At 68.5% G+C, this 24012-nt stretch carries 18 protein-coding genes; 10 read left to right on the forward strand and 8 right to left on the reverse strand.

Annotated features, from left to right (window positions below; translation table 11 throughout):
• Position 1: 1 nt before the first annotated feature.
• From AC30PD_RS18475 to AC30PD_RS18520, 10 genes are read left to right on the forward strand one after another with little or no spacing between them, the layout of a single operon-like run.
• A complete protein-coding gene (locus tag AC30PD_RS18475; RefSeq protein WP_489537144.1) occupies positions 2-1729 on the forward strand; it encodes a GspE/PulE family protein in 1728 nt (575 codons plus the stop codon).
• Positions 1707-2468: a hypothetical protein gene (locus tag AC30PD_RS18480; protein ID WP_489537145.1), complete on the forward strand. Its 762-nt coding sequence runs from the start codon at positions 1707-1709 to the stop codon at positions 2466-2468. The genes AC30PD_RS18475 and AC30PD_RS18480 overlap by 23 nt, the downstream gene beginning before the upstream one ends.
• Positions 2465-3007, forward strand: coding sequence for a hypothetical protein (locus tag AC30PD_RS18485; RefSeq protein WP_489537146.1), 543 nt, complete (start codon positions 2465-2467; stop codon positions 3005-3007). The genes AC30PD_RS18480 and AC30PD_RS18485 overlap by 4 nt, the downstream gene beginning before the upstream one ends.
• Positions 3004-3585: a hypothetical protein gene (locus tag AC30PD_RS18490; RefSeq protein ID WP_489537147.1), complete on the forward strand. Its 582-nt coding sequence runs from the start codon at positions 3004-3006 to the stop codon at positions 3583-3585. Before AC30PD_RS18485 ends, AC30PD_RS18490 begins: the two co-directional genes overlap by 4 nt.
• Complete coding sequence (locus tag AC30PD_RS18495; protein WP_489537148.1) at positions 3582-4151, forward strand: hypothetical protein; 570 nt, start codon at positions 3582-3584, stop codon at positions 4149-4151. Before AC30PD_RS18490 ends, AC30PD_RS18495 begins: the two co-directional genes overlap by 4 nt.
• Positions 4148-6370, forward strand: a complete 2223-nt coding sequence (locus AC30PD_RS18500; RefSeq protein ID WP_489537149.1) for a secretin N-terminal domain-containing protein — start codon at positions 4148-4150, stop codon at positions 6368-6370. The genes AC30PD_RS18495 and AC30PD_RS18500 overlap by 4 nt, the downstream gene beginning before the upstream one ends.
• A gap of 10 nt (positions 6371-6380) precedes the next feature.
• On the forward strand, positions 6381-6857 hold the full coding sequence (locus AC30PD_RS18505) for a prepilin-type N-terminal cleavage/methylation domain-containing protein (protein WP_489537150.1): 477 nt from the start codon (positions 6381-6383) through the stop codon (positions 6855-6857).
• A 5-nt stretch (positions 6858-6862) separates the two neighbouring features.
• The gene (locus AC30PD_RS18510) at positions 6863-7351 is read left to right on the forward strand and encodes a type IV pilin protein (protein WP_489537151.1); all 489 of its coding nucleotides are present in this window, start codon (positions 6863-6865) and stop codon (positions 7349-7351) included.
• Positions 7348-7896, forward strand: a complete 549-nt coding sequence (locus tag AC30PD_RS18515) for a type II secretion system protein (protein WP_489537152.1) — start codon at positions 7348-7350, stop codon at positions 7894-7896. The genes AC30PD_RS18510 and AC30PD_RS18515 overlap by 4 nt, the downstream gene beginning before the upstream one ends.
• Positions 7893-8594: a response regulator gene (locus AC30PD_RS18520; protein WP_489537153.1), complete on the forward strand. Its 702-nt coding sequence runs from the start codon at positions 7893-7895 to the stop codon at positions 8592-8594. Before AC30PD_RS18515 ends, AC30PD_RS18520 begins: the two co-directional genes overlap by 4 nt.
• 12 nt (positions 8595-8606) lie before the next feature.
• Here the strand turns inward: AC30PD_RS18520 and AC30PD_RS18525 are convergent, their stop codons facing one another.
• The 8 genes from AC30PD_RS18525 to AC30PD_RS18560 form a co-directional block, all read right to left on the reverse strand.
• On the reverse strand, positions 8607-10142 hold the full coding sequence (locus AC30PD_RS18525) for a c-type cytochrome (protein ID WP_489537553.1): 1536 nt from the start codon (positions 10140-10142) through the stop codon (positions 8607-8609).
• Positions 10143-10144: 2 nt separating this feature from the next.
• Positions 10145-10783 (reverse strand): SCO family protein, encoded by a 639-nt coding sequence (locus AC30PD_RS18530; RefSeq protein ID WP_489537154.1) that lies wholly within the window; start codon positions 10781-10783, stop codon positions 10145-10147.
• On the reverse strand, positions 10767-12173 hold the full coding sequence (locus tag AC30PD_RS18535; RefSeq protein ID WP_489537155.1) for a S8 family serine peptidase: 1407 nt from the start codon (positions 12171-12173) through the stop codon (positions 10767-10769). The genes AC30PD_RS18530 and AC30PD_RS18535 overlap by 17 nt, the downstream gene beginning before the upstream one ends.
• A 28-nt stretch (positions 12174-12201) precedes the next feature.
• A complete protein-coding gene (locus AC30PD_RS18540) occupies positions 12202-12702 on the reverse strand; it encodes a hypothetical protein (RefSeq protein WP_489537156.1) in 501 nt (166 codons plus the stop codon).
• Between the two features lie 141 nt (positions 12703-12843).
• Positions 12844-15024 (reverse strand): Ig-like domain-containing protein, encoded by a 2181-nt coding sequence (locus tag AC30PD_RS18545; RefSeq protein WP_489537157.1) that lies wholly within the window; start codon positions 15022-15024, stop codon positions 12844-12846.
• Positions 15025-15044: 20 nt separating this feature from the next.
• Positions 15045-16454: a multicopper oxidase domain-containing protein gene (locus AC30PD_RS18550; protein ID WP_489537158.1), complete on the reverse strand. Its 1410-nt coding sequence runs from the start codon at positions 16452-16454 to the stop codon at positions 15045-15047.
• A 22-nt stretch (positions 16455-16476) separates the two neighbouring features.
• A complete protein-coding gene (locus AC30PD_RS18555) occupies positions 16477-17739 on the reverse strand; it encodes a multicopper oxidase domain-containing protein (protein WP_489537159.1) in 1263 nt (420 codons plus the stop codon).
• 21 nt (positions 17740-17760) lie between these two features.
• Positions 17761-23712, reverse strand: coding sequence for a hypothetical protein (locus tag AC30PD_RS18560; RefSeq protein WP_489537160.1), 5952 nt, complete (start codon positions 23710-23712; stop codon positions 17761-17763).
• Positions 23713-24012: the final 300 nt, after the last annotated feature.

Raw genomic sequence — 24012 nt, forward strand, 5'->3', positions numbered from 1 at the left:
CATGAGCGAACAAACACTGCCACCACCCGAACTCGACGAGGTCGACCACGATTCGGCACGTCAGGCGAGCGCGATGATCGAGCGCCTCGGCGCGCGTTTTGCAGCGGCACGCAAACTGCTCGCGCACGAAAGGCCCGAAGTGCGAGACGTGGCGCTCAAGCGCTGGCTCAGCGAGGGCAGCGGCATGTCGCTGTGCGACCTGACGCGCTGGTCGCCGGCGCAGGCCGACCTCGACATCGTTTCTTTCGCCGCCGGTCAGCAGCGCCTGTGCGTGGTGCTGCGAGACGTGGCCGACATCCGCCACGTGGTCCTGGCCGACCCTTTCGACAACGCCACGCGCCTGTGGCTCGAGTCGCGCATCCGTGCTGCGGGCCACCCGGCCACGAGCTGGCACGTGGCCGGCGCCAACGACGTGACCGCGTTCTACGCGCGGCTCGAACGCGAGACCCGCGCGCTCGACGGCGCGTCGGCCGTGGCGGGCGGCGCGGAGCTCGACGCCGATGCGGCGAACGACGTGCTCAAGCTCTCGCTCGCCGGCATCAGCAACGACGAGAGCCCGGTGGTGCGCTTCGTCAACAGCACGCTCTACGACGCGCTCAAGGCACAGGCGAGCGACATCCACCTCGAATGCACCGCCAAGGGCCTGGCGGTGAAGTACCGGCTCGACGGGGTGCTGCAGGCGGTGGCGCGGCCCGAAGGCCGCGAGTTCGCCGACCGCGTCGTCTCGCGCATCAAGGTGCTGGCCGACCTCGACATCTCCGAGCGCCGTGTGCCGCAGGACGGCCGCCTGAAGCTCGCGCTGAATGGCCGTGCGATCGACGTGCGCGTGTCGATCATGCCCAACCTGTACGGTGAAGACGCGGTGCTGCGCGTGCTCGACCGCTACCAGATCTCGGCCGAAGAATCGCTCGGCATCGAGCACCTGGGCTTCGATGCCGACAACGCACGTTTCATTCGCCGGCTCGGCAAGATGCCCTACGGCCTGTTGCTCGTCACCGGCCCGACCGGCAGCGGCAAGACGACCACGCTCTACGCCGTGATCTCCGAGGTGAACACCGGGCTCGACAAGATCATCACGATCGAAGACCCGGTCGAATACCAGTTGCCCGATGTGCTGCAGATTCCGGTCAACGAAGCGAAGGGGCTGACCTTCGCGCGGGGCCTGCGTTCGATCCTGCGCCACGACCCCGACAAGATCATGGTCGGCGAGATGCGCGACGCCGAAACCGCGCAGATCGCGATCCAGGCCGCGCTCACAGGCCACCAGGTCTTTGCCACCGTGCACGCCAACAACGTGTTCGACGTGATCGGGCGGCTGTCGACGATGGGCATCGACCCGTACAACCTCGTCTCCGCGCTGAATGGCGTGGTCGCGCAGCGGCTGCTGCGCATCATCTGCCCGCAGTGCAGCCAGCCGCAGCAGCCCGACGCCGACCTGCTCGAGGCGAGCAGCCTCCCACCCGAAGCGTCGGCCTGGAACTTTTGCAAGGGTGTGGGCTGCGCGCATTGCCGGGGCACCGGCTACAAGGGCCGTCGCGCGATCGCGCAGGCACTGGCCATGGACGTCGGCCTGCGCAGCCTGATCGCCGAGCGCGCGAGCCCTTCGGTGTTGCGCCAGGCCGCACGCGAGCGTGGCTTGCGCACGCTGCGCGACGCCGCACTCGACCTCGTGGCCGCCGGAAAGACAACGCTGGAGGAGGCCAACCGTGTCACCGCTGTGGAAGAGTGAACTCGTGATCCGGCTCGGCCGCGAGCAAAGCACCGCGCAGGTGCTCGGTGCCTGGCGCCGGCAGGTGACGGCGCGTGCCAGCGCGCGGGCTCCGCTGGCCGAAGCCGTGCCGGCGCTGCTGCAGGCCCTTCGTGATCAGGGGCTGGCCGAGCCGCCGAAACACGTGCGCCTTCTGGTGCCGGACGAGCACGCCTACCTGGCCCTGCTGCCCGCCGACACCACCTGGCAGCGCGCGCGCGAGCGTGGTGCGGACCATTTCGCAGCCGCCCTCGGCCGGCAGGATCTCGAGGTGCAGGTGGTTGCCTTGCCGGGCGGCCAGTGGTGGCTGGCTGCGGCGATCGAGACCCGCGACCTCACCGCATGGCGGCAGCAGCTCGGCAGCGCCGGTCTGGTGCTGCACCAGGTGGGCCTGGCGCTGCTCGACGACCTGGCCGCGATTGCGCAGCGCGTGGCCGACCACGGTGTCGTGGCGGTGTTGCGCGAGGAAGGCGTGACGCTGCTTCGCGTCGCACACGGCGCGCCGGTCGAGCTGGCCTGGGAGCGCTGCGACCCGCATGCGCAGAGCTGCATCGAACAGCGGCTGCTGGCGTTCCAGGGCGCGGGCGAGGCGCGCAAGACCGACCGCCTGTTGATGCTGTGCCAATCGCAGGCCCAGCACGACGATTGGTTGCGGCTCGCCGCTGCCCACCGCTGGACGCTGCTGTCGCCCCGCAACCCCACCGACGCGGTGCCCGCATGAAGCCGATCGCGCAGGTGAACTTCCTGTCCACGAAGCCCTGGCCCTGGGCGGGCGTGGTGCTGGTGCTGCTCGCCTCGGCTGCGCTGCTCGTGTCCGCAGCGTCGAGCTGGCGGGTCGAGCAGGCCAATCGGCAAGAGACGGCACTGCTGAACCAGCGCGCGGCGCGCCTTGTGCCGCCGCCGCCCCGCAAGTTGACCGAAGCGGAGCGGCTGCGCGTCTCGCAAGTTCAGTCGGTCGCGGCCGAACTGAGGGCGCCCTGGTCCGACTTGCTGGCGAGTTTCGAAGAGCATGGCGGTGTCGACGTGGCCCTGCTCAAGCTCGAGCCCGACGCACGCGCGGGCCTGGTGCGGGTGACCGGGCAGGCACGCAACACCAAGGCCCTGTTCGACTACGTGCAGACGCTCGAGGCCGACCCGCGGCTGACGCAGGTGTTGCTCACCGCGCACCAGGCCGAGCGCGATGCGCCCGGCCAACCCTTGCGATTCACCGTGCAGGCGGGCTGGCGCAAGGCCGCCGGCGCCCTGAAGGAGTTGTCGTGAAAGAACTTCGACTGCGCGGCGCCGCCTGGTGGTCGAGCCAGGCCCCCCGGCGCAACCAGCTGGCCGTGTTCTGGCACCGTCACCTCGGGCGCCCGGCATTCGTGGCCCTGGCGCTGCTCGCCCTCGTCGCCCTCGTGCGCTGGCAGGTCGACCCGGTCCTGGCGGGTGAGCAGCAACGCCTTGCCACACGCCAGCAGGCGCTCGCGGCCGCTGCGGCCGCAGGCCCGGCCATCGATCCGGCGGCCCTGGGCATTCCTGCGCTGCAGGAATTGCCGAGCGAACGCCAGCGGGGCCGCGATGTCGCGATGCTGGTCGAAACCGCGCAGCGAATCGGTCTCGGGCTCGAACGGGCCGACTACACGCAGGCCGGCGCCGGCGGCAGCGAGGTCACCCGACTGAGCGCCACCTTGCCCCTGACCGGCAGCTACTCGGCTCTGCGCCGGTACGTGGCCGAGGTGTTGAACGAGTTGCCGCATTCGGCATTGGAGAGCCTGCAGATCGAGCGGCCGAATGCCAAGTCGACACAGCTGCAGGCGACGGCGCGGCTCGTTCTCTTCTACCGCCAGGGCCAGCCGTGAAGCGCCGCCCGATCCTGTTTGGAAGCGCCGCCGCCGTGGGATTGTGGTCGGCGTGGATCGTGCTGCGCAACCCGGCTTCGGCGCAGGGCGGCGTGGAGTTGGCGAAGACCGCAGCGCGCACACCAGCGCCCCGCCCGCGAGCGGACGCGGCGCCCGGCGCCCCGGCGCCGAGAACGGCCGAGACCCGCACGACCGAGTCACGGACGACACTGCGGCCCAAGCTCGACGGCGAGCCGGGGACCGACGCTTTCGCGCCGCGCGATTGGGAACCCCCGCCCCCGCCGCCACCACCGCCGCCGCCGGTGATGGCGCCGCCCCCGCCCGCGCCGCCGCCACCGCCACCACCGCCGGTGCTGCCTTACCGCTTCGTCGGGCTGCTCGACGACAAGGGTGCCGTGAAGCCGCGTGTCTTTCTCTCGATCGGCGACAAGCTGTTGATCGCCAGCGCCGGCGACGTCCTCGAAGGCGGCTTCCGTCTTGACGCCATCTCGGCGCAGGAACTGATCTTCACCCACATCCAGAACAACGTCACGCTGCGGCTCGACGTGCAGGGAGGCAAATCGTGATCAGCTTCGAACTCCGGCGCCCGCGCCACCGCTGGTTGGCCCTCGCCGCCGCGCTGCTGCTCGCCGGCTGCGCGGCGCAGAAACTGCACGACGACGGCATGCAGCAGATCACCGAAGGCAAAGTCGGGCCGGCGCTGCAGAGCCTGCGCAAGGCGGCCGAGATGGACCCGGGCAATGCACGCTACCGCATCGACTTTCTGACCCAGCGGGCGCTGGCAACGCAGGGCGTGCTGAACAAGGCCGACGATGCGCGCGCCGCCGGCCGGCTCGACGAGGCGGCGCAGCGCTACCGCGAGGCCCTGGCGCTCGACGACGCCAACGAACGGGCCCAGCGCGGCGCCCAGCTGGTGCAGGAGCAGCGCCGTGCCGACAGCGTGCTCCAGCAGGCCGAGCGCAGCCAGAAGGCGGGCCAGACCGAATCCGCACTCGACCTGCTGCGCCGGGGCTTGAAAGACATGCCTGGCAACGCGGCCTTGGCTGCACAGCTGCGAACGCTCGAGGAGCGCAACGAGGCCGAGCGCGCGGCGCGCGAGCGCCAGCAGATGGCCACGAGCGCGTTCCGCCGGCCCGTGACCCTGCAGTTCCGCGATGCCAACCTGAAGATGGTGTTCGAGGCGCTCTCGCGCACGGCCAGCGTCAACATCATCCTCGACCGCGACGTGAAGAGCGACCTGAAGACGACCATCTACGTGAAGGACGCTTCGGTCGAAGACACGATCGACCTGATCCTGCTGCAGAACCAGCTGGAGAAGCGCGTGCTCAACCAGAACACGCTGTTCGTCTACCCCTCGACGGCGGCGAAGCAGAAGGAATACAACGAACTGAAAGTGCGCAGCTTTCAGCTCAGCAACATCGACGCCGCCTACGTGGCGAACATGATCAAGTCGCTGCTCAAGACCAAGGACATCGTCACCGATGCGCGCAGCAACACCCTGGTGATGCGCGACACGGCCGACGCGATCGCGGTGGCCGAGAAACTGGTGGCCGCGAACGACGTGCCCGACCCCGAGGTGATGCTCGAGGTGCAGGTGCTCGAAGTGTCTGCCGACCGGCTCTCGAACCTTGGCATCAAGTGGCCCGAAGCGTTCGGGCTGGCCACGCCGAAGAACGCGCTCACGCTCGGCGACCTGAAAGGCATCACGCGCAACGACCTGCTGGCTTCGCCGCTGGGCATCAGCCTGAACCTGATGCTGCAGGACACCGAGACCAACATCCTGGCCAGCCCGCGCATCCGCGCCCGCAACAAGGAGAAGGCCAAGATCCTGGTCGGCGACAAGGTGCCCGTCATCACCAACCTCATCTCGCCTCAGCAGGCGGGGCAGAACTCGGTGATCACCGGCTCGATCCAGTACATCGATGTCGGCATCAAGCTGGAGGTCGAGCCGCAGGTCTATGCCGACGGCGACGTGGGCATCAAGATCAACCTCGAAGTCAGCAACATCGCCAAGACCATCACCACCGAATCGGGTGTGGCCTACCAGATCGGCACGCGCAGCGCGCAGACCTCATTGCGCCTGAAGGACGGCGAGACCCAGGTGCTGGCCGGGCTCATCAACGACCAGGACCGCAGCACCGCGAGCAAGGTGCCCGGCCTCGGCCAGGTGCCGATCGCGGGGCGCCTGTTCTCGTCGAACAACGGCGCTTCGACCAAGAGCGAGATCGTGTTGTCGATCACGCCGCGCATCATCCGCCCGCAGACCCTGCCCGAGGCGCGTATCGGCGAGGTGTGGTCGGGTACCGAAAGCGTGGTGCGCGAGAAGCCGCTGCGGCTCGACCCGATCGGTGCAGCGCGCGGCGGCGCGGGCACCGAGATGCCCGCACTGGCACCGGCTTCGCCCAACGGCGCAACGGCGGCCGGGCCTGCACCCGCGCCGGCCACCGGGCCCAAGGCGGGTGGCGCGGGTGGCAGCTCGATCCTGAATTCCGGGCGCCCGCCCATGGATCTTCCGGACCCGAAGGTCTCGACCGGCACGCCAGGGGCCGCAGGCGGCACGGGCCTCGGCGCCGATGTGAGTGGCACCGGCAGCGCGCCGGGTGGCGCTGCACCGTCGGTGGCGGGCGGCGCGGGCACGGGCACGGCGCCGGCCCCGACGCCTTCGCCACGCCGCGGCGTCGCGCCGGCATCGATCCAGCCCGGTCGGGCGATGTCACCGGCGACGCCGAGCGCTCCTCCGGGCACGGCACCGCCGCCGCCGGCGCCCGTGGCCGACCAGGGTTGAGGCGATCGAGATGCACCCACACGAACGCGGCTTCACGCTGATCGAGCTCGTGGTGACGCTCGCGTTGCTGGGGCTGCTCGCCTTGCTGGCCGCGCCGGTCGCCGAGACCGCGGTGCAGCGCAGCCGCGAGCAGGCACTGCACCGTGCGCTGCGCGACATACGCGACGGCCTCGACCAATACCGCCGCGCTGTCGAAACCGGGCAGATCGCGCGCCGTGCCGGCGACTCGGGTTACCCGCCGACGCTTGAGCTGCTCGTGACGGGCGTGCCCAACGCGCAGGACCCGAAAGGCGGCCGCATCTACTTCCTGCGCCGCCTGCCACGCGACCCGATGTTCCAGGACCGTGCGGCACCTGCCGAGGCCACCTGGGGCCGGCGCAGCTACGCCAGTGCGGGCGACGACCCGCGCGAGGGTGACGACGTGTTCGACGTGTATTCGCTCGCCCCGGGCACCGGCATGAACGGCATCGCCTACCGCGAATGGTGAACACCATGCCCACCCCGCACCGCACCGCTTCACGCGGGTTCACCATGATCGAGCTCGTGATCGTGATGGCCATGCTCGGCCTGCTGCTCTCGCTGGCGTTGCCGCAGTACATGGCCACGCTGGAGCGTGGCCGCGAGCAGGTGCTGCAGCAGAACCTGGCGACGATGCGCGAGGCGCTCGACAAGTTCTACGGCGATCGGGGGCGCTACCCCGACACGCTCGAAGACCTCGTCACGCAGCGGTACCTGCGCGCGATCCCGGTCGATCCGTTCACCGAAGCGCCGAACTGGGTCGTGGTGGCGCCGAAAGACTCTGCCAAGGGCGGTGTGATCGACGTCCAGAGCACGCAGACCGATTCCCGCGGCGAGCCGCGGCGGCTGCCCGGGGCGACGGAACCCGTCGACACCTTGCCCAACATGGTCGCGCAGGAAGGTGGTGTGCAGAGCGTGAGCAGCGCGACCGCAGCCGCCTCGGCGCCGGAGCCAGCACGATGAAGCGAACACCGCAGCGGCAGGCGCACTCGCGCGGCGTCGTGCTGATGGGCCTGGTGGTGTTGCTCGCGCTCGGGGGCGCGGCGGCGACCCAGTTCGCGGAGTCGGCTGCGAGAGTGAGCCAGCGCGAGCGCGAAGCCGAGTTGTTGTGGGTGGGCCAGCAGTATCGCCAAGCCCTCGAGTCTTACTACCGCGCATCACCCGGGCCCGTCAAACACTTGCCAGTCTCGCTCGCAGAGTTGCTGCGGGACTCGCGCTTCCCGCAGCCGGTGCGGCACCTGCGGCGGCTCTATCCCGACCCGACACAACCCGAGGTGCCGTGGGGCACGCTGCGGCGCGGCAACCAGATCACCGGCGTGTACAGCCAGTCCGGAACCGCGCCGCTGCAGCGCAGCGGCTTCGCCGCCGGGCTCGAATCGTTCGAAGGCGCCAACCAGTATTCCGACTGGCGCTTCATGTTCGTGCCACGCGCCGGGCCCGGCCCTGCCGTGCCGGCACCCACTCGCCCAGCGGCGCCACCGGCCTCAACCCACTCCGCATCGCCATGACATACCGCATCCTGATCGCCGAAGACCACCCCTTGCTGCGGCACGGCCTGCGTGCGCTGCTCGCAGCGAACCCGGACTACAGCGTCGTCGGCGAGGCCTGTGAAGGCCGTGAAGCCGTGCTCATGACCATTCAGTTGCAGCCCGACCTGGTGCTGATGGACCTGTCGTTGCCCGGCACCAGCGGCATCGATGCCACCGCGCAGATCCGGCGCCGCCTGCCGCAGCAGAAGGTGCTGGCGTTCAGCGAGTACGAATCGGAGATCTACGCCGGCGAGGCCCTGCGCGCCGGCTGCGTCGGTTGCCTGAAAAAAGACTGCGCCCCCGAAGAGATGATGCTGGCCGTCAAGACGGTGCTGGCCGGCCGGCGCTTCCTCGGCCAGGAACTCGCCAGCCTGTTGCTCGACGGCGTGTTGAACCCGGGCAAGGCGGGGCGCGAGACCGACCCCTGGGACACGCTGTCGAGCCGTGAGCGCACCATCTTCAAGCTCATCGCCGAAGGTGGCACCAACCGGTCGGCCGCCGCCTACCTGAACCTGAGCGCCAAGACGGTCGAGAAGCACCGTGCCAACCTGATGCGAAAGCTCAAGCTGAACTCTGCGGTAGAACTGGCGCTGCTGGCTGTCGACCTCGGTCTGGTGCGGCGACCGTCCAGCCAGGTGCGCGGAATGACCGCGCTCGAATCCGACATGGCGGCCTGAACGAGGCCCGCCTCACGGCCCGGGTTGCCACTGCCAGTCGATCTGGCCCTGGCGGACGACGCCGACCCAGCTCCCTTTCGAAGCGACGCGTTGTCCGGGCCCGAGGGCCAGCCGCGGGAACGGGCTCCAGGGCACCATGTTTTCGAGCGAATGCTCGAGCAGCTCGAGCAGGTACTCCTGCGTGAAGTTGAAGTCGGCGTGGGCCAGGCCTTCGCCGAGCACCATGGCGGCCTGCAGCGTGCTGCCGGCCACGTCGATCGGCAACTCGCCCAGGCCCTGGGCGCGCAGCCAGCCGCGTGCGCGCTGCAACTGCCGGTCGAGCCTCGCGCCCGTCTGCATCGGCGTGACGACCAGGCCTTGCGCGGTGAGGGGCAGGGCCGCGTCGAGCTCGGCGACGCCGAGCGCGTGGCTGCCGGCCAGCCAGACCACCGGCGCGGCCGGCCGCGTTGCGCGCAGCCACGCCGCATGTGCTGAGGGGGCGAGCAGCGACACGAGGGCCGCACCGCGCGCCGCGCCCGGTGCCGACTCGCGCAGGCCGGCTTTCGCGAGGGATTGGCGTACGCGCGCGGCGAGCGCCGCATCGGCATCGCGTGCAAGAAGTTCGAACTGGTCCACCCCTTGGGCCTTCAGGGCGCGTGCCGCCAGCGAGGCATCGAGCTCGATGCCGGCATGAAAGTGCAGGTTGTAGAACCCGTCCGCGCCGGCGCTGCCCGGTCCGTCCACGAGCGGCAGCAGGCAGGGCAGGCGCTGGCGTTCGCAGAAGCGGTCGACCGGCTCCCACTGCGCGCGGCCGGCCCCGCCCACGAGCGCATACACGGGGCTCCTGGCCTGCCACGCATCGAGTTGGGCGGGCCAGGTGTCGGGCGCACCCTGCAGCGCCCAGTGTTCGAGGTGCCAGCGCCGAAACTTGCGCGCCATGATCATCTCGCGCGTGCGATGGGACTGTTCGACGCGCTCGGCTTCGTGTCGCGATTGGCCGTTCTTCTTTTCGACAAAGCGCTGCAGCGTGGCCAGCATCGCGGCGCGGCGCGCCGGGTCGGCATCGGGTGTGGTGACGGTGGCCAGGCGAATGGTCTCGTCGTCGATGCCGGCCGGCGGCCGGCTCGACAACCCGGCCAGGTGCGCCGCGAGATCCGCCAGGTCTGCTTCGCCGATGGCATAGCGGGGCATGGCCGCCGCCAGCGTCATGCCATCGGGCGTGACGCCGGTTCGCAGGAGCCGGCCGAGTGCGGCCTCGTCGTAGGCCGGGCGAACCCGAAGCCGGGCAGAGGCAGCGAAGAAGCGAGCGGTGTCGGGGTCGAACGCCTTGAACAGCGTCGGGCCGGTGACCGGCGGCACGGCGAGGCCCCCTTCGAACGTGCCCATGCCGCTGGGTCGATGACACGCAGCGCAGGCGCTTCGGGGCGTGGCGCCCGTCGCCGTCACGGCCAGAGGCAAGCGGCCTTCGTAGAGATCGCGCCCACGTTGTGCGTCGGCCCCCTGCGCGGCCGAGGCCAGGCCGGCCAGCGCAAGCGCAAGCCAGCGCCACCACGTGCCCGGCGCGGCCATGCTCACGCGCCCGTGGGCAGGGCTTCGATCAGCGTGACCAGCTCCGCGGGTTCCGGGAACCCTTCGACACGCACCCACGGCGCTCGCGCATGGCGGCGCAGCAACAGCACGGGCGGGTGCGAGGCCTTGCTGCCGCGGTACACGTCGAAGTGTTTCTGGACCCGCAGCAGGTTGTCGAAGCGCCCGGTGTAGAACTGCCACCCGTCGGTCACGTTGAACTGGCTTGCAAAGCGGCGCAGTTGTTCCGGCGTGTCGTTGTCGGGGTCGATGGTGATGCTGGCGAGCTGCAGCTTTCGCCCGCGCGCGGTCAGGGTGCGCTGCACCTGCGCGAGCATGGCCGTCTGAACCGAGCACGAAGACGAGCAGGTCGTGAAGACGAAGTTGAGCACCAGCGGCACCACGTTGGCCAGCTCGGTCTCGAGCGAGCGCGCCTGGCCCTGCATCGTGGTGATCGCGACCGCGGGCAGTGGCGCGAGTTTCGGACGCAGCACCTGCAGCTGTTCAGTCGCGGCACGGGCGCGTGCCGGCCGCAGCCACACGCCGGCGACGCAGAGCTGGCCGGCGATCAGCGCGCGCAGCGCACTGCGGCGGCCGGGGTCGTGCTGTGCGCTCTGCATTGGCCGATCAAGGAAGGCGGTCACGTGCCGGTCCTGCCGACGTGCCCAGCGCACGCGCCAGGGGCGGCTGCGCATCGCCCGGGGCCTGCCGCAGCAGCGCCTCGCGGTCGGCCACGGTCATTTCGGGGCGGGCCTGCACCAGCAGCGCCAACTGGCCTGCCACCAGCGCCGCCGAGAACGAGGTGCCCGTGCCCAGCGTGGTGGTGGCGATGCCACCCGCCGACAGGTCGGTGGTGCGCACCGATTCACCGGGCGCAGCGACGTCGGGGTAGGGCCGCGCATCGCAGGCCGAAACGCCGCGGCTCGTGAAGAGGGACTGCTGCCCCGCGGCATCGAGCGCGCCCACCGACAGCACGCCCGCGTTGTTGGCCGGGCTCACGCTCGAGTTGTCGGTCGGGCCGCCGTTGCCGGCAGCGAACACCACGTGCATGCCCGCGGCCCGAAGCCAGCGCAGATCGGGCACGAATTCGGGGTCGCATGTTCCGGGTCTGTCGCCCAGCCCCCAGGCATTGAGCACCACCTGCGGCGCGTCAGCGGTGGCCGGGTTGCCGTCGGGGTCGAGCAGCCAGGCCATCACGCGATGCACTTCGGAGAGCCGGCCGACGTTGCGGTTGTTGTAGAGGCGGGCGGCGATCCACTTGGCTTGCGGTGCGACGCCGAGCGTCTGCCCGCTGGCGCCGGTGCCGACCACCAGGCCGGTGATCTGCGTGCCATGACCCTGCCGATCCAGCGGGCGTTTGTACTCGCCGTGCGGATCGAACCAGTCAGACCCACCACCGCGAAAACTTGCCGCCAGGTCGGGGTGGCCCGGGTCGACGCCGGTGTCGACGACTGCCACCGTCACGCCCTTGCCGGTGATGCCGCTCTGCCAGGCGCCCACCGCCCCGAGCGCATTCACCGTCGCCGAGGCCGGCAGCTTCGAATCGAACGCAGCCGCACGGGCCACCTCGGCCGCACGGGGTTCGTCGCGGCAAGACTTCGGCAGGCGCTGGCGAGGTGTCGGACGCTCGGGCCGGCACGGGTCGGCGATCACGCGACGCGAGGGCGCGAGCAGGCCCAGGTCGTAGCGGATCGATGCCACGTCGCTGCGTTGCGACAGCTCGCGGATGTCTCGTGCCGGCAGGTGCGCCGCCACGGCATTGACCGTGACCAGCGGCACCACGTTCTCGGCCTTGCGGGCACTCAGCTCACGCAGCAATGCGGCCTGTTGAGGCGCGGCAAATGCCTTCAGTGCTTCGAGCAGCGTGCCACCGCGTTGCCCCTGCGGCATCGAGGCCACACGCTGCGACAGGGCCGCGGCGTCAGGCTGCTGAACCAGCCGCAGGATCACCGGGTAGCGCTGCACGCCGGCGTCGCGCGCCAGGCGCGCCGCCAGCTCGGGCTCGACCGTCGCCGCCTGCGCGCCACCGCACAACAGTGCGGCAGCGAATGCCAGCCTCGTTCTACTGGACCACGATGCCCTTGACCACCGAATCGCCTGCATACAAGGTCACCTTTTCCCCGGACTTGAGCTTGCGGTCCGGATTTGCGAACAACATGAAATACACCCGGTCGAGGATCGCCGGCTGCTTGGACGTGGCGGACTGCTTGAGGGCACCGACCTTGGGTGCCTGCGGAATGTAGAAGCGGTCGCCGGTCGCCTCGTTCACGAGCACCGGTTGCACCTTTCGTTCGACCAGGGCCTGCGCCTTGCTCACGTCCTTGATGCGGTACCGCAGGTCGATCAGGAAATCGGAACCCGAGAGGCGCACACCGACGAGCTCCACCCCCAGTTCACCGAGCGTGCGCACGACGGGCTCGGCGACGATGCCGGGGGCCGGTGCTGCGCTCTCGGCCGGCGCCGCGGTCTGGGCCACTGCATCGATGCCGATGCTCGCCAGGCCGAGCACGAGACCTGCTCGAAGCGCTTGCCGGCGTTGGCCTTGCTGCAGAGGATCGATCATCGTCTTGAACTCCTTCGCAGTGATGGTGGCACCGCCAAGGCCCATCGACGATCCCGTGGGTGAACGTCTCTCGGGTGTGTTCGCTTACCGGCCATTAAGGTCGAGCGCGGGCCGCGGCCAACCGCAGCGCACGCGCATCGATCAGGGCACCCGGACGAAGATGTTCCCCGGTGTCGAGGTCAGCCCTTCGTTGTCGCGCACCGTGTAGCTGATGCGGTAGGTACCGCGCGAGTTGGTGCTGCTGTCGATGCCGCCCGTGAACACCAGGGTCTGGAGCACCGAGCGGCGCGGCGTGAACGTGATCGTCGAAGCGTCGGCCGACAACACGGCGGTTGCCTCGGCGCCCCCCAGCCCGGCGCCCAGCGCGCCGGTGCGAGCGACGACTACGCCGCTGACGGGGTCGACTTTCGTGACGCCAGTGACCGTGAACGACGCGGGCAGCACGTTGCCATCGGCATCGCTCGCCGTGACCAGGCTGCCGTAGGGAATCTTCAACGGCGACGGGTCGGCCAGCTGGAACGCGACCAATGCCTGACCCAGACCCGTCTTCAGGATGATCGAGTAACCCGCGGTGGCCGGCGTGCCAAGGTTGTTCGCCAGCGGCCGCATGTTGGCCGCCACGTTCAAGCTGCCCGAAACGACCGGTGAGCTCAGCCCGAAGGGATCGCCCACGCGGTAGCTGTAGCTGTAGGTGCCTGCGGCGTTCGGCGTGGTTGCCGTGGACGCTGGGCGTGTGTAGGTCAGCGTTCCGTTCGCGTTCATGACCGCCGTGCCGGCGGCGGGCGACGAGGTGAGCACAGGCGTCAGCGTGTCGAGGTCGATGTCGGTGGCCGTGGCGAGCAAGGCGATGTTCACACTGCTCGTGTTGACCGCCTGCGCTGCCGGCGGCGTGAGCAGCGGTGCATGGTTGATGCGCAGCGAGAAATTCTGTGCCGGTGAGGTCAAGGTGCCATCAGACGCGGCGGCGCTCAGCGCGTAGCTGGTGTTCGCAGGTGTCCCCGTGGGTACCGGCGTCCATGCCAGGGCGCCGGTGACCGGGTTGAAACTCCACGCCGAGTCGGTCGGCGCACCGGTGAGTGCGTACGAGGTCGCACCGGTGCCCACCAGCTGCAGGGTCCAGTTGCTGCCTTCGTTCGCCACTTGGTTGGCGACCGCCTGCAATTGCGGCCCGACCGGCGCGGACTGCGCGAGTCGTGCCACCTGCCCGCCGAGCGCAGAACCATCACCGTTGTCGGTGCCGCCGCGGCGGTCGAAGATGGCGATGCTGCGGCCGATGCCGCTGGCCGGGGCGCTCGAGATCAGCAGTGCATCGGTGGTCTTGCCTGCAGGCAGGAGCACGGTGGCCTGTTCACGGGGCACACGGTAGGGGTAGCCGTCTTCGGTCTGCAGCTTCCAGGTGCCGCTGTTGAGCACGAGGCTGCGCGACTGCAGGCCGGCGTTGGCAATGCGCAGCACCACCCGTGCGCCGCTGGCCGCGTTGGTCACGGGCAGATCGCTGGCGTCCGGGTTGGCCGCATCGAACATCTTGCCGTTGATCAGGAAGAACTTCGGCACGTAGTTGAGCGTGCTGTTGTTGCCTGATTTCCAGCTCGTCGGGTCGGCACTGCCGAGCGTGGCCGCGATGCGGATGTGCTGCTCGGGGTCGATTTCAGACAACACCACCGGCACGTCGACGTCGAAGCCCGCATTGGCACCGGCGAACAGCTGGCGCCCGCTGGCGCCGAGCACCGTCGCGTCTTGTCGGGCCATGCCGAACAGGCCCATCTGCACCTGCACCTGCGGATGGGTTCCGCTCTGGTAGAGGTAGGTGCCGGGGCGGATGTTGATGAAGGTGTAGGTGCGGTTCGCACCCGGGTCGGTTTCGCCCGTGAATGAACGCACGCGGCAGTTCTGCGGGTGGGCCGCCGCCGTTGACGCTGCTGTCGGCGTTGGAACGCAGGTGGGGCCGACGACATCGGCGGCCATCACGGCCGGGCCACCGTCGGACGGCAACGACTGGGCCGCCAGCACGATCGAGGTCGGCACGCTCAGCCGGTTGACCACCGTGATGGCCAGCGTGCTGTCGCCGGCCGGGACCGTGATCAACGGCCCGGGCGACGCTGTTGCTACGCCGGTCCCGGTGTCGCAAGCCGCCACGCTGCCCACTTGCCGGTAGCCCCACATCGGAAGCAGTGCATTTCCGGGCACGGCTTGCGTGTAGGGCTCGGCGCAGAGCACCACGCTGTGCGCCGTGGCCTGTGCAGCACCGAGGGCCAGCAGCACTGCCGCGGCGGATTGCAGCAGCACCGTCGGGTGGCTGCGGGACGTATTAGTGATGTTCATGAACACTCCCTGCCGCCCGATCAAGGCTGACCCGATTCAATCGTCACCGAGAAGGGCTCGATCACCAGCATGGTCATCATTCCGCCAGGGAAGACGCCACCGTTGACGATCTCGCGCTCGTTGTGCGAATGGAACATGTGAAAGAAGCCCCCGGTGGTGTTGGCCTGGCCCGTGCCCACCGGCCGCGCACCGAAGTCACCGAGATAGGGGCTGCCGCTGTAGAACTCGCCGAACGCGAGCTCGAACTCCGAGGGCAGCGACACCGGGATCTTCTTGCCGCGGTCGGCTGCGGTCTGGTGCAGCAGGCGCGGGTCGGTGTAGATCGACGCGCAGGTCGGCTGGCCCGCGCCGCCGCACACCTGGCCATAGATGTCCCAGCCCAGGCCGGCGCCGGTCCAGGTCCAGATCGCGTCTTGCGTCTGGCCCGGCACCACCTTGATGGTGTAGTCCGAGAGCGCCAGGTCCGGCCCCTTCGTCAGCGGGTCGCTCGACAGCATGCGGCCATCACGCGCGATCCCCCACGAGTTGTTGCCGTGGTGGTGCATCGGGTGCAGGTCGCTGCCTGCGCCGACCATGCGCAACAGGATCTTCTCGCCCGGGTGCAGGCGCGGTACCGAGTTGTAGGGCTGGTGCGGCAGCTCGCCGACAAAGTTCTTCGCGAACACGTCGGGTGAGGTGCGGCCGTTGATGAACCAGTACTTCGGGAAGCGTGCCGACATGTCGGCACTGAACACACAGCCGGCGCTTTCGTTGAAGCACGCATCGCCGGCCGCGCGGCGCGTCTTGATCTGTTCGTCGACGGCAGCGTGGATGTCGCTGTCGATCTCGGTGACCACGAACAGCGACTCGCGCTGGTAGGCCGTGCCGACGTGGTTGTAGGCCCACTTCGTGGCGCCGCTGGTGGGTGCGCCGGGGCCGGTCGGGTACACGATCAGTGCGCCGACCAGACCCATTTCGGCCTGCAGGCCCGGCTGGGTGCCGCTCTGGTATTGATACGTGCCGGGCTGGCTGGCGGTGAAGGTGTAGGTCACCGATTGGCCCGGCCCGGCCTCCTGGGCCAGCACGCCGGCGCTGCCGCCCGCGGCGGTCACGGTCTGCCCTGGAAAGAGAATGGAGGTCTTGGTGGGCAGGTTGTTGGTGAAGATCACCGTCACCGTTTCGCCCTGCTGCACCTTGAGGGTCGGGCCGCTGTACTGCATCAGCCCGGTGCCGCCATTGGCCACCGGCGCGCCGTAGCCCCAGTTGTAGATCTGCACACCGTCGGCGGCGACCACGTACCCGTCGGCAGCGAACAGCGTGAACGTGCGCGTGCTGCCGGCAGAAGCCCCGCTCAGGCCTTCGATCGCCGCGTGCGCGCCCAGCGCGCCCAGCGATAGGGAAGCGCCCGCCAGCCAGCGCAAGGCGCGGTGCAAGTGATGGTTCGGCCTCATGATGTTGGTTCTCCCGTTTGGCTCAGTTCGCTGCCTGCAGCACGAAGGTGGTCATCAGACCGCCACGGTCCTCGTTGGCCCCGTTGCTCAGGAAGTTCAGGTTGCTCGTGTACAGGTAGTAGGTGCCGGGCGCGAGACCGGCGGTGTCGACCAGCAGGTCGACACCGTCGCCGCCACCGAGCGTGACCGACGCCGTACCGTGCGCCCAGCTGTCGGTTGCCAGACCCGAAGGCCCGCGTGCGATCTGCGCGCCGCTGCCGACCAGCTTCATGGGCAGGCCCAGTGCGGTGAGGGTGTAGTAGCCGTCGACGGCGAGGTTTGTGACACGCAGGAGCACGCGGTCGCCCACCCTGGCACGCACCACCGAGTGCTGTTGCTGCGAGAGGTCGGGCGCATCGGGCGCTTTCGGCATCGCGCCGCTCGGCGTGAGCGCGCCTTCGAAGGTGGTCATCGGGTAGCCCCGCCCGTTCAGCTGGGTGAAGTCACCTTTCAGCTCGAGGAAGGGCAGCGGCTGCACCAGCTCGTGCAGCTTGTGGAAGTTGGAGTCGACCGCGCCGAGCTGCAACGAGAACTCGCGGTTGTAGCCGGTGGAGCCGTCGCCGTCGTTGTAGGCGAAGGTCGAGTACCCGCCGATGGGCGGGCCGGCGTTCTGCTTCGGCAGCACGTTGAGCACACCGTACATGCCCATTTCCATGTGCTCGGTCGCCTCGACGTGGCAGTGCCACATGTAGGTGCCTGGATCGTTGGCCTTGTAGTAGTAGGTGAAGGTCGACCCCATGTTGACGGTGGCCGAGGCGTTGGGCACGCCGTCGAAGATGGTCGATGCGTTCGGGTAACCGTGCCAGTGGACCGAGTGCTGGTCGAACAGGTCGGGCCGGATGATCATGCCGGCGTTGGTGAGCGAGAACCAGATCTCGTCACCTTGCTTGAAGGTGATCGACGGCGCCGAGAACTTCGCATTGGACGTGCCGTTGACCATGACCTCTTCGTCGGTGCCGATGGCCGGTGAGAAACCGAACCCGTAGGCCTGGTCGCCGTTGCCCAGCACCATCCAACCGTCGCCGGCGACCACGTGCAGACACACCTGGCGGTGCAGCGTGGCACCGGTGCCGACGTTGCGCCAGTAGTGCTTCAGGCCCGTGCCGGGGTCGGTGTCGATGCCCTGGTATCCGTTCGCGCCACCGGCAACGCTGGTGTTGAACGGGCACTGCGCAAAGACGCCGGCCATCGCGGCGGGGGTGCCCAGTGCCAGGGCCAGGGCGGCGATGAACTTGTCGAGTTTCATGATGCTGTTTCTCCCTGCCGGTTACTGCGCGAGCGCGCCACGAATCCAGTTGCTTCCCAGGCGCTGCACACCGTTGCGGTCGCGCTGCAGCAGTGCATTCACCAGGTTGCTCGTGCTGTTCGCGACCGCCTGGCCGAGCCGGAACGGCCCGGTGGTGGCGGCGGTCGGGTTGTAGATCCCGAAGTCGGTCCACGCCTGGGTGCACGCCGCACTGTTGAAGGTGGTGATGCCGGTGCAGGTGCCGCGGGTCAGCGGGCCGAAGCGCACATCGATGAAGTTGCCACCTTCGTCGAAGGCTGCGGCCGTCGTGGCGGTCGTCGGCTCTTGCACCTCGCCGATGGGCGCGCCCTTCACGATCGATTGCTCGACCGCGAACACCAGTTGTTTCAGGGCGCCGTTCTGGCCGTTGACGTACCAGCTCGCGAAGTCAGAGGCTGTACCCTGGCGATTGTTGTGACCGTTTGCGAAGCTCGTGCCGTCGCCGCCGTTGGTACTGTTCAGCGAAGTGAACACGGAATATCTCGGCGCCAGCTTCGAGTTGGGCTGCGTGCTGCCGATGACCGCGATGTCGTTGCCGACATCGGTGATCGGTGCCGGTCCCGCGGTCAGCGTCGTGCCCACCATGTGCCCGAGACCGAAGCAGGGGTTGATGCCCGTCGATGCGTCGTACTGGCAAGCGCCCTGGTCTTGCGGCTCGTTGTAGTTGACGCGCCACTGGAAGCGGTGGTTCGCCAACACGACGGTGTCGAGGATGGTCGCGTTCGAGAAGTAGCGCTGCGCCTGCGGCCCGCTGCTTCCGAGCACCGCGCGCAGCGGCGCCGAGTGCCCGTAGGCCGCGATGCCGGCGCCGGGCTGCAACGACGACAACGCGATGCGGCTCAGCGGCGTGGTGCCATTGGCGGCTTGTGTCGGGTCGCCCTGGTTGCCGAAGGCGCGTGCCGCGGTGGCGTAGCTGTCGTTCAGCGCGATGGTGTTGTTGGTGATGAACACGTTGCCCGAGTCGAGCAGCGAGATGCCGCCACCCGCCACGCCCGCGCCGTTGTTGACGATCAGGTTGTTGACGATGTCGACGCGGAACCAGTTGTTCGTGTTGCCGGGAACGTTGCCGTTGGCGTTCTGCACCTCGGTGCCGTTCACGCCCACCAGGGCGATGCCACCGCCGTCGCCGGCGCCAGCGAGGTTGCCCTGGAAGGTGTTGTTGGCCACGACGACGTTGCCCGTTCCCGACGACAGGCCGTTGTTGGCCACCGGGTCGGGGACACCGACGATCGCCAGCCCGCCACCCTGCACGGTCTTGGCTTGGGAGAACGACTGGTTGAAGCGGAACTGGTTGTCGTAGACCATGGCCGCGTAGTTCAGCGTGTTGCCGTTCTGGGTGCGGTTGTCCTGCGAGACGAAGTTCGCCGGCGGGTTGTTGACGTTGGTCGTGACGCTCAGCGTGCCGCTGCGGCCGTAGTGCACCATGCCGCCACCGTCGCCCGTGGAGAAGTTGCCGCAGACCTGGTTCTGCGCGACCCGATAGCCCGGCGTGCCGGTGTAGATCGAGATGCCACCGCCGCCGCCGGCGTTTTCGCCTGCGAGGTTGCCGTTCTTGAAGATCTCGTTGTGGTGGATGTTGACCAGCGGGCTGTTGGAGCCACCGGGGGCATCCATCGTGTCGCCGTTGCCGGCAGGCACGTTGACCAACAGGTCGGCGTGGCCGATGCGGATGCCGCCGTTGTAGAGGCCCTGGTTGCCCGTGATGCGGTTGTTCGAGATCTGGAGTTGCACCGCGTGGCCGTTGGCGACGATGCCGCCGCCGGTGTCGGCGCCGGTCACAGTGAAGCCGTCGATCTGCAGCGGCTTCAATGTCGTGGCTGCGAAAGCGCGGTTGTTGGCGGCCGCTGCGGCCGCATGTTGCAGCACGAAGAAGCCAGAAGATTCCTCGGTGGCGAACAGCAGCGGGGCGTTGTCGACGGAGTCGCCGGAGAGGCAGGCTGCCAGGTCGGCCGGCAGGGTCTGGCCTTCGACCAGCGCGTCGCGCATGCCCTGGACGAAGACGAGGTTGCAGACCTTCTCGCGCCAGGCCTGCTGGCGCAGGTACTCGGCGCCGGTAGAGGCGTTGACGATGGACACCGGGGCGCCGTAGCCCTGCACACGCACGCGCTTCCAGACGATAGGCGACTCTTCGTACACGCCGGGAGCGACGGTGATCAGGTCGCCGTCGGCCGCCGCGTCGATGGCCGACTGGATGGTCTGGTACGCGTAGCCCGCCGACTGCCCCACGGTGATCGGCTGGGACATGCCCGGCCGGGGCGCTCCAACGTGCAAGGTGACACCGCGCGCGCTCTTGTTCTGGTTGTTGTGGACGACCTCGATCGTGCCGCCGGCCGCAGGGGCCGCGAACGTGATCTCGGTGTTGTTCCAGCTCAGCGTCGGAACTTCAACGCCGTTGACCAGCAGCTTGCCGAAGCCCTTGGTGTCGCCGAAGCCGAAGTTGCGGGTGAAGGTCTTCGGTGCCACGTCGGCCGTGCCCGGCGTGCCGAGGTTGGTCTGGTCGTAGGCCGGGTTGCTCACCAGCGTCGGGCCTTGCGAGACGACGCGCACCGTGCTGCCTGCAGAGGGTACCCAGGGGCCGGGTTCGATGCCGTTGATCAGCGTGGTGCCGGTCACCATCTTAATGCCGGGCGTCACGTCCGGGGCTTCGCAGTCCAGCGCGTACTGCGACGGGCCGGCGAAAGCCGCGATCGGCAGCACCGGGGTGTCGAGGTAGGTGGTCTTGCCCGGCAGGTACTGGAAGGTGTAGCAGTACTGGCTGTACTGCGGGTTGTAGTGCGGGTCGAGCACGGTGGCGCCAGTGACAGGGTCCTTCATGGTCGGTGCGTTCAGGCACACGTTGACCATGTTCGGGGCCACGCCCGAAGGCAGCGGCACGTTGTAGGCGAAGGTCGACGGGACCATCGCGTTGTAGGTGCCGTAGCGGTCGGAGTAGACGCGGTTGATCTCGTTGCCGGCGTAGTCGCGGATCGAGATCGGCATGAAGGGCGGCGCGTACTTCTCGCCGAAACTCGGTGCGTACGGGTCGAACTCGTTGGCGAGGTCGTCCAGGATCATGCCGACGATGTGGCCGGCGATCGGCGCCTTGGCGAACATGTGGAAGTCGGAATACGGGTTCATGCCCGGGGCCACGACCACCAGCTTCTTGTTGCAATAGGGGCGCGGCCTGGCGCCGTCGCGGAAGCGCTCGGGGATCTCGACGCCGGGGAAGGTGTCGAGCTCGGACGGCACGAGCAGCGGGATCGGCACCGGGTTGCCCGCGTCGTCGTACGTGATGCCCTCGCTGCGCGAGCCGAGGCATTCCGCCGGATTGGCCAGCGTGCCGGGCGAAAGCAGGTCGCCGAAGTCGACGTTCTTGTCTTCTTCTTTCTGGTGCTCGTAGCCATAGGGCGCGACACCTTCGGTCATGTAGCGGCCGGGCGGCAGTGCAATCGCAGCCACCTCGGCGCTGCCATTGACCGCTTCGCAGCTCGTGCCCGCGTATTCGCCGGCGGCGTCTCGCAGCACGACCACCTTGGCGCCGACCGGGCAACGGTCGACGAAGGCCCAGCCACCGTCGAACACGCCGTCACGCACCTGGTTCCAGATGCGCATGCCGTCGTAGCACTTGCTGTGGCCCGCCTTCGTGGCGAAGGAGTAGCCGGCACGGTCGGTGTAGGGCTTGGGGTCGACGCAGTCTTCGGGCATCGACTTGTCGAAGCTGTCGGAGACGACGACCTGGATGGCATCGCCCTCGCCGGCTTCAGAGGGTTCGATCACACCGCGTGTCGGCGAGACCACCTTGTTCGCCGCGTTGAGCTGGTACAAGCGCACTTCGACGCTCGGGATCCCCGGCTCGTTGTTCTCGGCCGTGGCGAACTTGGGGTCGAACTCGGAGCGTGTCGACGCGTAGTGAATGACCCCGGTGATGCCGCCGTGATCGTTGGCCACGCCAGGTGCGTATTCCTTCTTGCCCCAGTGGATGACGTTGGTCTGGCCGAGGAAACCTTGCAGGTTCTGCAGCAGATTGGCCGAGCTCGGCGCGAGCGGGTCGGTCGTGCCGCCGAAGATGCGGTAGGGCAGATTGCTGTTCTCGGGCTGGGCTTGTGGCGTCAGGGTGGAGTTGGGCCACAGGCCTTCGGGCATGCCGAGCGCGGCGGGGTTCACGACCGCGCCACCGTTGTCGGCAATGATGGTCGCGCCCGTCGCCTTGAAGCGCGTGAAGTCGGTCTCCGCGACCATCCAGTTGAAGAACGGGAAGAACTCCGGGAACTCGTAGTGGCCTTCGTCGTCCGTGGCGGTGCTCTGGTAGATCGAGCCGTCGCGGAAGCGGATGTTGACGACCGAGCCCGGAATGCCCGGCTTGGCTATTCCGTCAGAGGTGAACGGGAAGCCTGTAGCGTCCTTGTCGTAGAAGACCTTGCCTTCGAGCTTGCTGAACCAGCTGAAGACAGGCACGTCACCGAGGGCCACGTCACCGCTCGCGGGCACCGAGAACTCGTAGTTCGCGATCACGTTGTCGAGCGGTTCGTCCCACACCGACAGCTGATAGCGTTGCCCTCGCCGCAGGCCGGAGATCCTGAACGTGCCGTCGGTGTTGCCGGCGCTCGTGTCGGGCGTTTCCGAGCACGCATTGGCATAGAGCGTGCGACCCAGGCCCGTGCCGGTGACGATCTCGTTGATCGCCACCCAGCATGCCGTCATCGGGGCCCCCGAGAAGAACTTGATGCCGGGCGGGCGTGACATGTGCGTGCTGACCACCTTGCCGGTGACGGTCGCTCCGCCGCTGTCCAGCAGGCCCGTCGCCGATGTGTCCTTGAAACGGCGGATGAAGCCGTGCCAGACGTGGTGGCCCGGGGGCCCGAATTCCTTGAAGAACGTCGGCTCGCCGGCCTTCACCCACGCGTCGACGCCCCAGGTGCCTTCGATCGTGGTGGTCTGGTGCCACTTGGACTGGTCGGGCACGAGCGGGCCGACCGGGATCTCATAGGCGCTGTCCCAGACCATCTGGTCCAGGTCGCCGTTCGCATTGCGGTGGGTGCGCTGGCTGGCCGTGCGAACCCAGATCGGGATGTTGGTGTCGCGCCCGTTGGCATCGGCAAAGTTGCAGCGCTTGGCGCTCGGCATCTCGCGCGGTGCCACCGAATAGATCGTGTACTTGGCCGGAGAGAGGTTCTTGATCCGCACCACGCCGTTGCGGTCGGTCCAGAGCTGGTTGGAGCCGGGCTTCGCGATCGCCAGCGCCCCGTTGCTGTCGTAGATGGGGGCGCCGGTGCCGGACTCGAACGCGTATTCGGTGCCCAGCCAGTTGCCGAAGGTGTCGGTGCCCACGCGGCCACCCGATGCGCCATAGGTGCCGCCGGCTTCGAACAGCTGCACTTCCCAGCCGCACAACGCCGGCTCCTGCTCGCCGGGGGAATCGGCTGCGCCGTTGACGGGAGAGTTGTCCTCGAACACGAAGACCGAGATCTGTGCGGTCTTGAAAGGCAGCTTGTTGACGGGCACGATGACCGTGCCGGCACCGGCGCGTATCGGCACACCGTTCATCGTGTAGCCGGTCGGCGGGTTGTTGGGATCGTTGAACCCGGGGTTGTCGGGCATCACCGTGACGAAGTAGCGCTTGCTGGAGTCGAGGTCGGTTACGTTGACCGTGTCGCCAATCGCATGGCCGACCTTGACGATCTTGGCGTGGCTGCGGTGGAAGGCCAGCGCGAGGGTCGGGTCGGTGTCCGGGTTGCCCGACAGTCCGGTCACGTCGGGCACAACCTCGAAGGTCGGATCTTCCTGGATCGTGTACCGGAAGCCACTGACCCACTCCGTGGCGCCTGGTCCCTTGACCTTGATCTCGACGGCCTCGGCGGCCGTCGCCAACCCGGCACCGGCCACAGCCATCAACACGCGGGCGACGAGGCCGGTGCAGGTGCGGTTCCAAATTCCACGAACGGTCGGTGATTCCATGATTCCCCCTGTAGCCCCGGAGCAGCCGGGCCAAAGGGCGGCCGGCTTCTTTACCTTCGGCGCCACTTTAGAAAGGCGACAGCGCGAGGAATCGGGGCGCTGACCCGCATCAAACGGTAGGGAGCCACCCCATGCCCCCCGAGTCGCGGGGTGCTGCAACAGGCTGTAACCCGCGCGTCTTATCGGTCCTTAATCGTGGCGAAGGTACGCTCGCCCTGGCCTTGGACAATTGCCTTGTCGAGGCGCCACGAACCGGTGCCAGAAGCCCGGGCCATTCCAGCGCCGGGTCTTGCACCCCGG

Origin of the sequence: Rhizobacter sp. (genome assembly GCF_032229685.1) — a bacterium.
Taxonomy (GTDB): Bacteria; Pseudomonadota; Gammaproteobacteria; order Burkholderiales; family Burkholderiaceae_C; genus LMDS01.

What these genes read in the sequence shown, in the direction of transcription:
- AC30PD_RS18475 (WP_489537144.1), top strand. Translation starts at nt 2, where the DNA reads ATGAGCGAACAAACACTGCCACCACCCGAACTCGACGAGGTCGACCAC.
- AC30PD_RS18485 (WP_489537146.1), top strand. Translation starts at nt 2,465, where the DNA reads ATGAAGCCGATCGCGCAGGTGAACTTCCTGTCCACGAAGCCCTGGCCC.
- AC30PD_RS18505 (WP_489537150.1), top strand. Translation starts at nt 6,381, where the DNA reads ATGCACCCACACGAACGCGGCTTCACGCTGATCGAGCTCGTGGTGACG.
- AC30PD_RS18510 (WP_489537151.1), top strand. Translation starts at nt 6,863, where the DNA reads ATGCCCACCCCGCACCGCACCGCTTCACGCGGGTTCACCATGATCGAG.
- AC30PD_RS18515 (WP_489537152.1), top strand. Translation starts at nt 7,348, where the DNA reads ATGAAGCGAACACCGCAGCGGCAGGCGCACTCGCGCGGCGTCGTGCTG.
- AC30PD_RS18520 (WP_489537153.1), top strand. Translation starts at nt 7,893, where the DNA reads ATGACATACCGCATCCTGATCGCCGAAGACCACCCCTTGCTGCGGCAC.
- AC30PD_RS18525 (WP_489537553.1), bottom strand. Translation starts at nt 10,142, where the DNA reads ATGGCCGCGCCGGGCACGTGGTGGCGCTGGCTTGCGCTTGCGCTGGCC.
- AC30PD_RS18540 (WP_489537156.1), bottom strand. Translation starts at nt 12,702, where the DNA reads ATGATCGATCCTCTGCAGCAAGGCCAACGCCGGCAAGCGCTTCGAGCA.
- AC30PD_RS18545 (WP_489537157.1), bottom strand. Translation starts at nt 15,024, where the DNA reads ATGAACATCACTAATACGTCCCGCAGCCACCCGACGGTGCTGCTGCAA.
- AC30PD_RS18550 (WP_489537158.1), bottom strand. Translation starts at nt 16,454, where the DNA reads ATGAGGCCGAACCATCACTTGCACCGCGCCTTGCGCTGGCTGGCGGGC.
- AC30PD_RS18555 (WP_489537159.1), bottom strand. Translation starts at nt 17,739, where the DNA reads ATGAAACTCGACAAGTTCATCGCCGCCCTGGCCCTGGCACTGGGCACC.
- AC30PD_RS18560 (WP_489537160.1), bottom strand. Translation starts at nt 23,712, where the DNA reads ATGGAATCACCGACCGTTCGTGGAATTTGGAACCGCACCTGCACCGGC.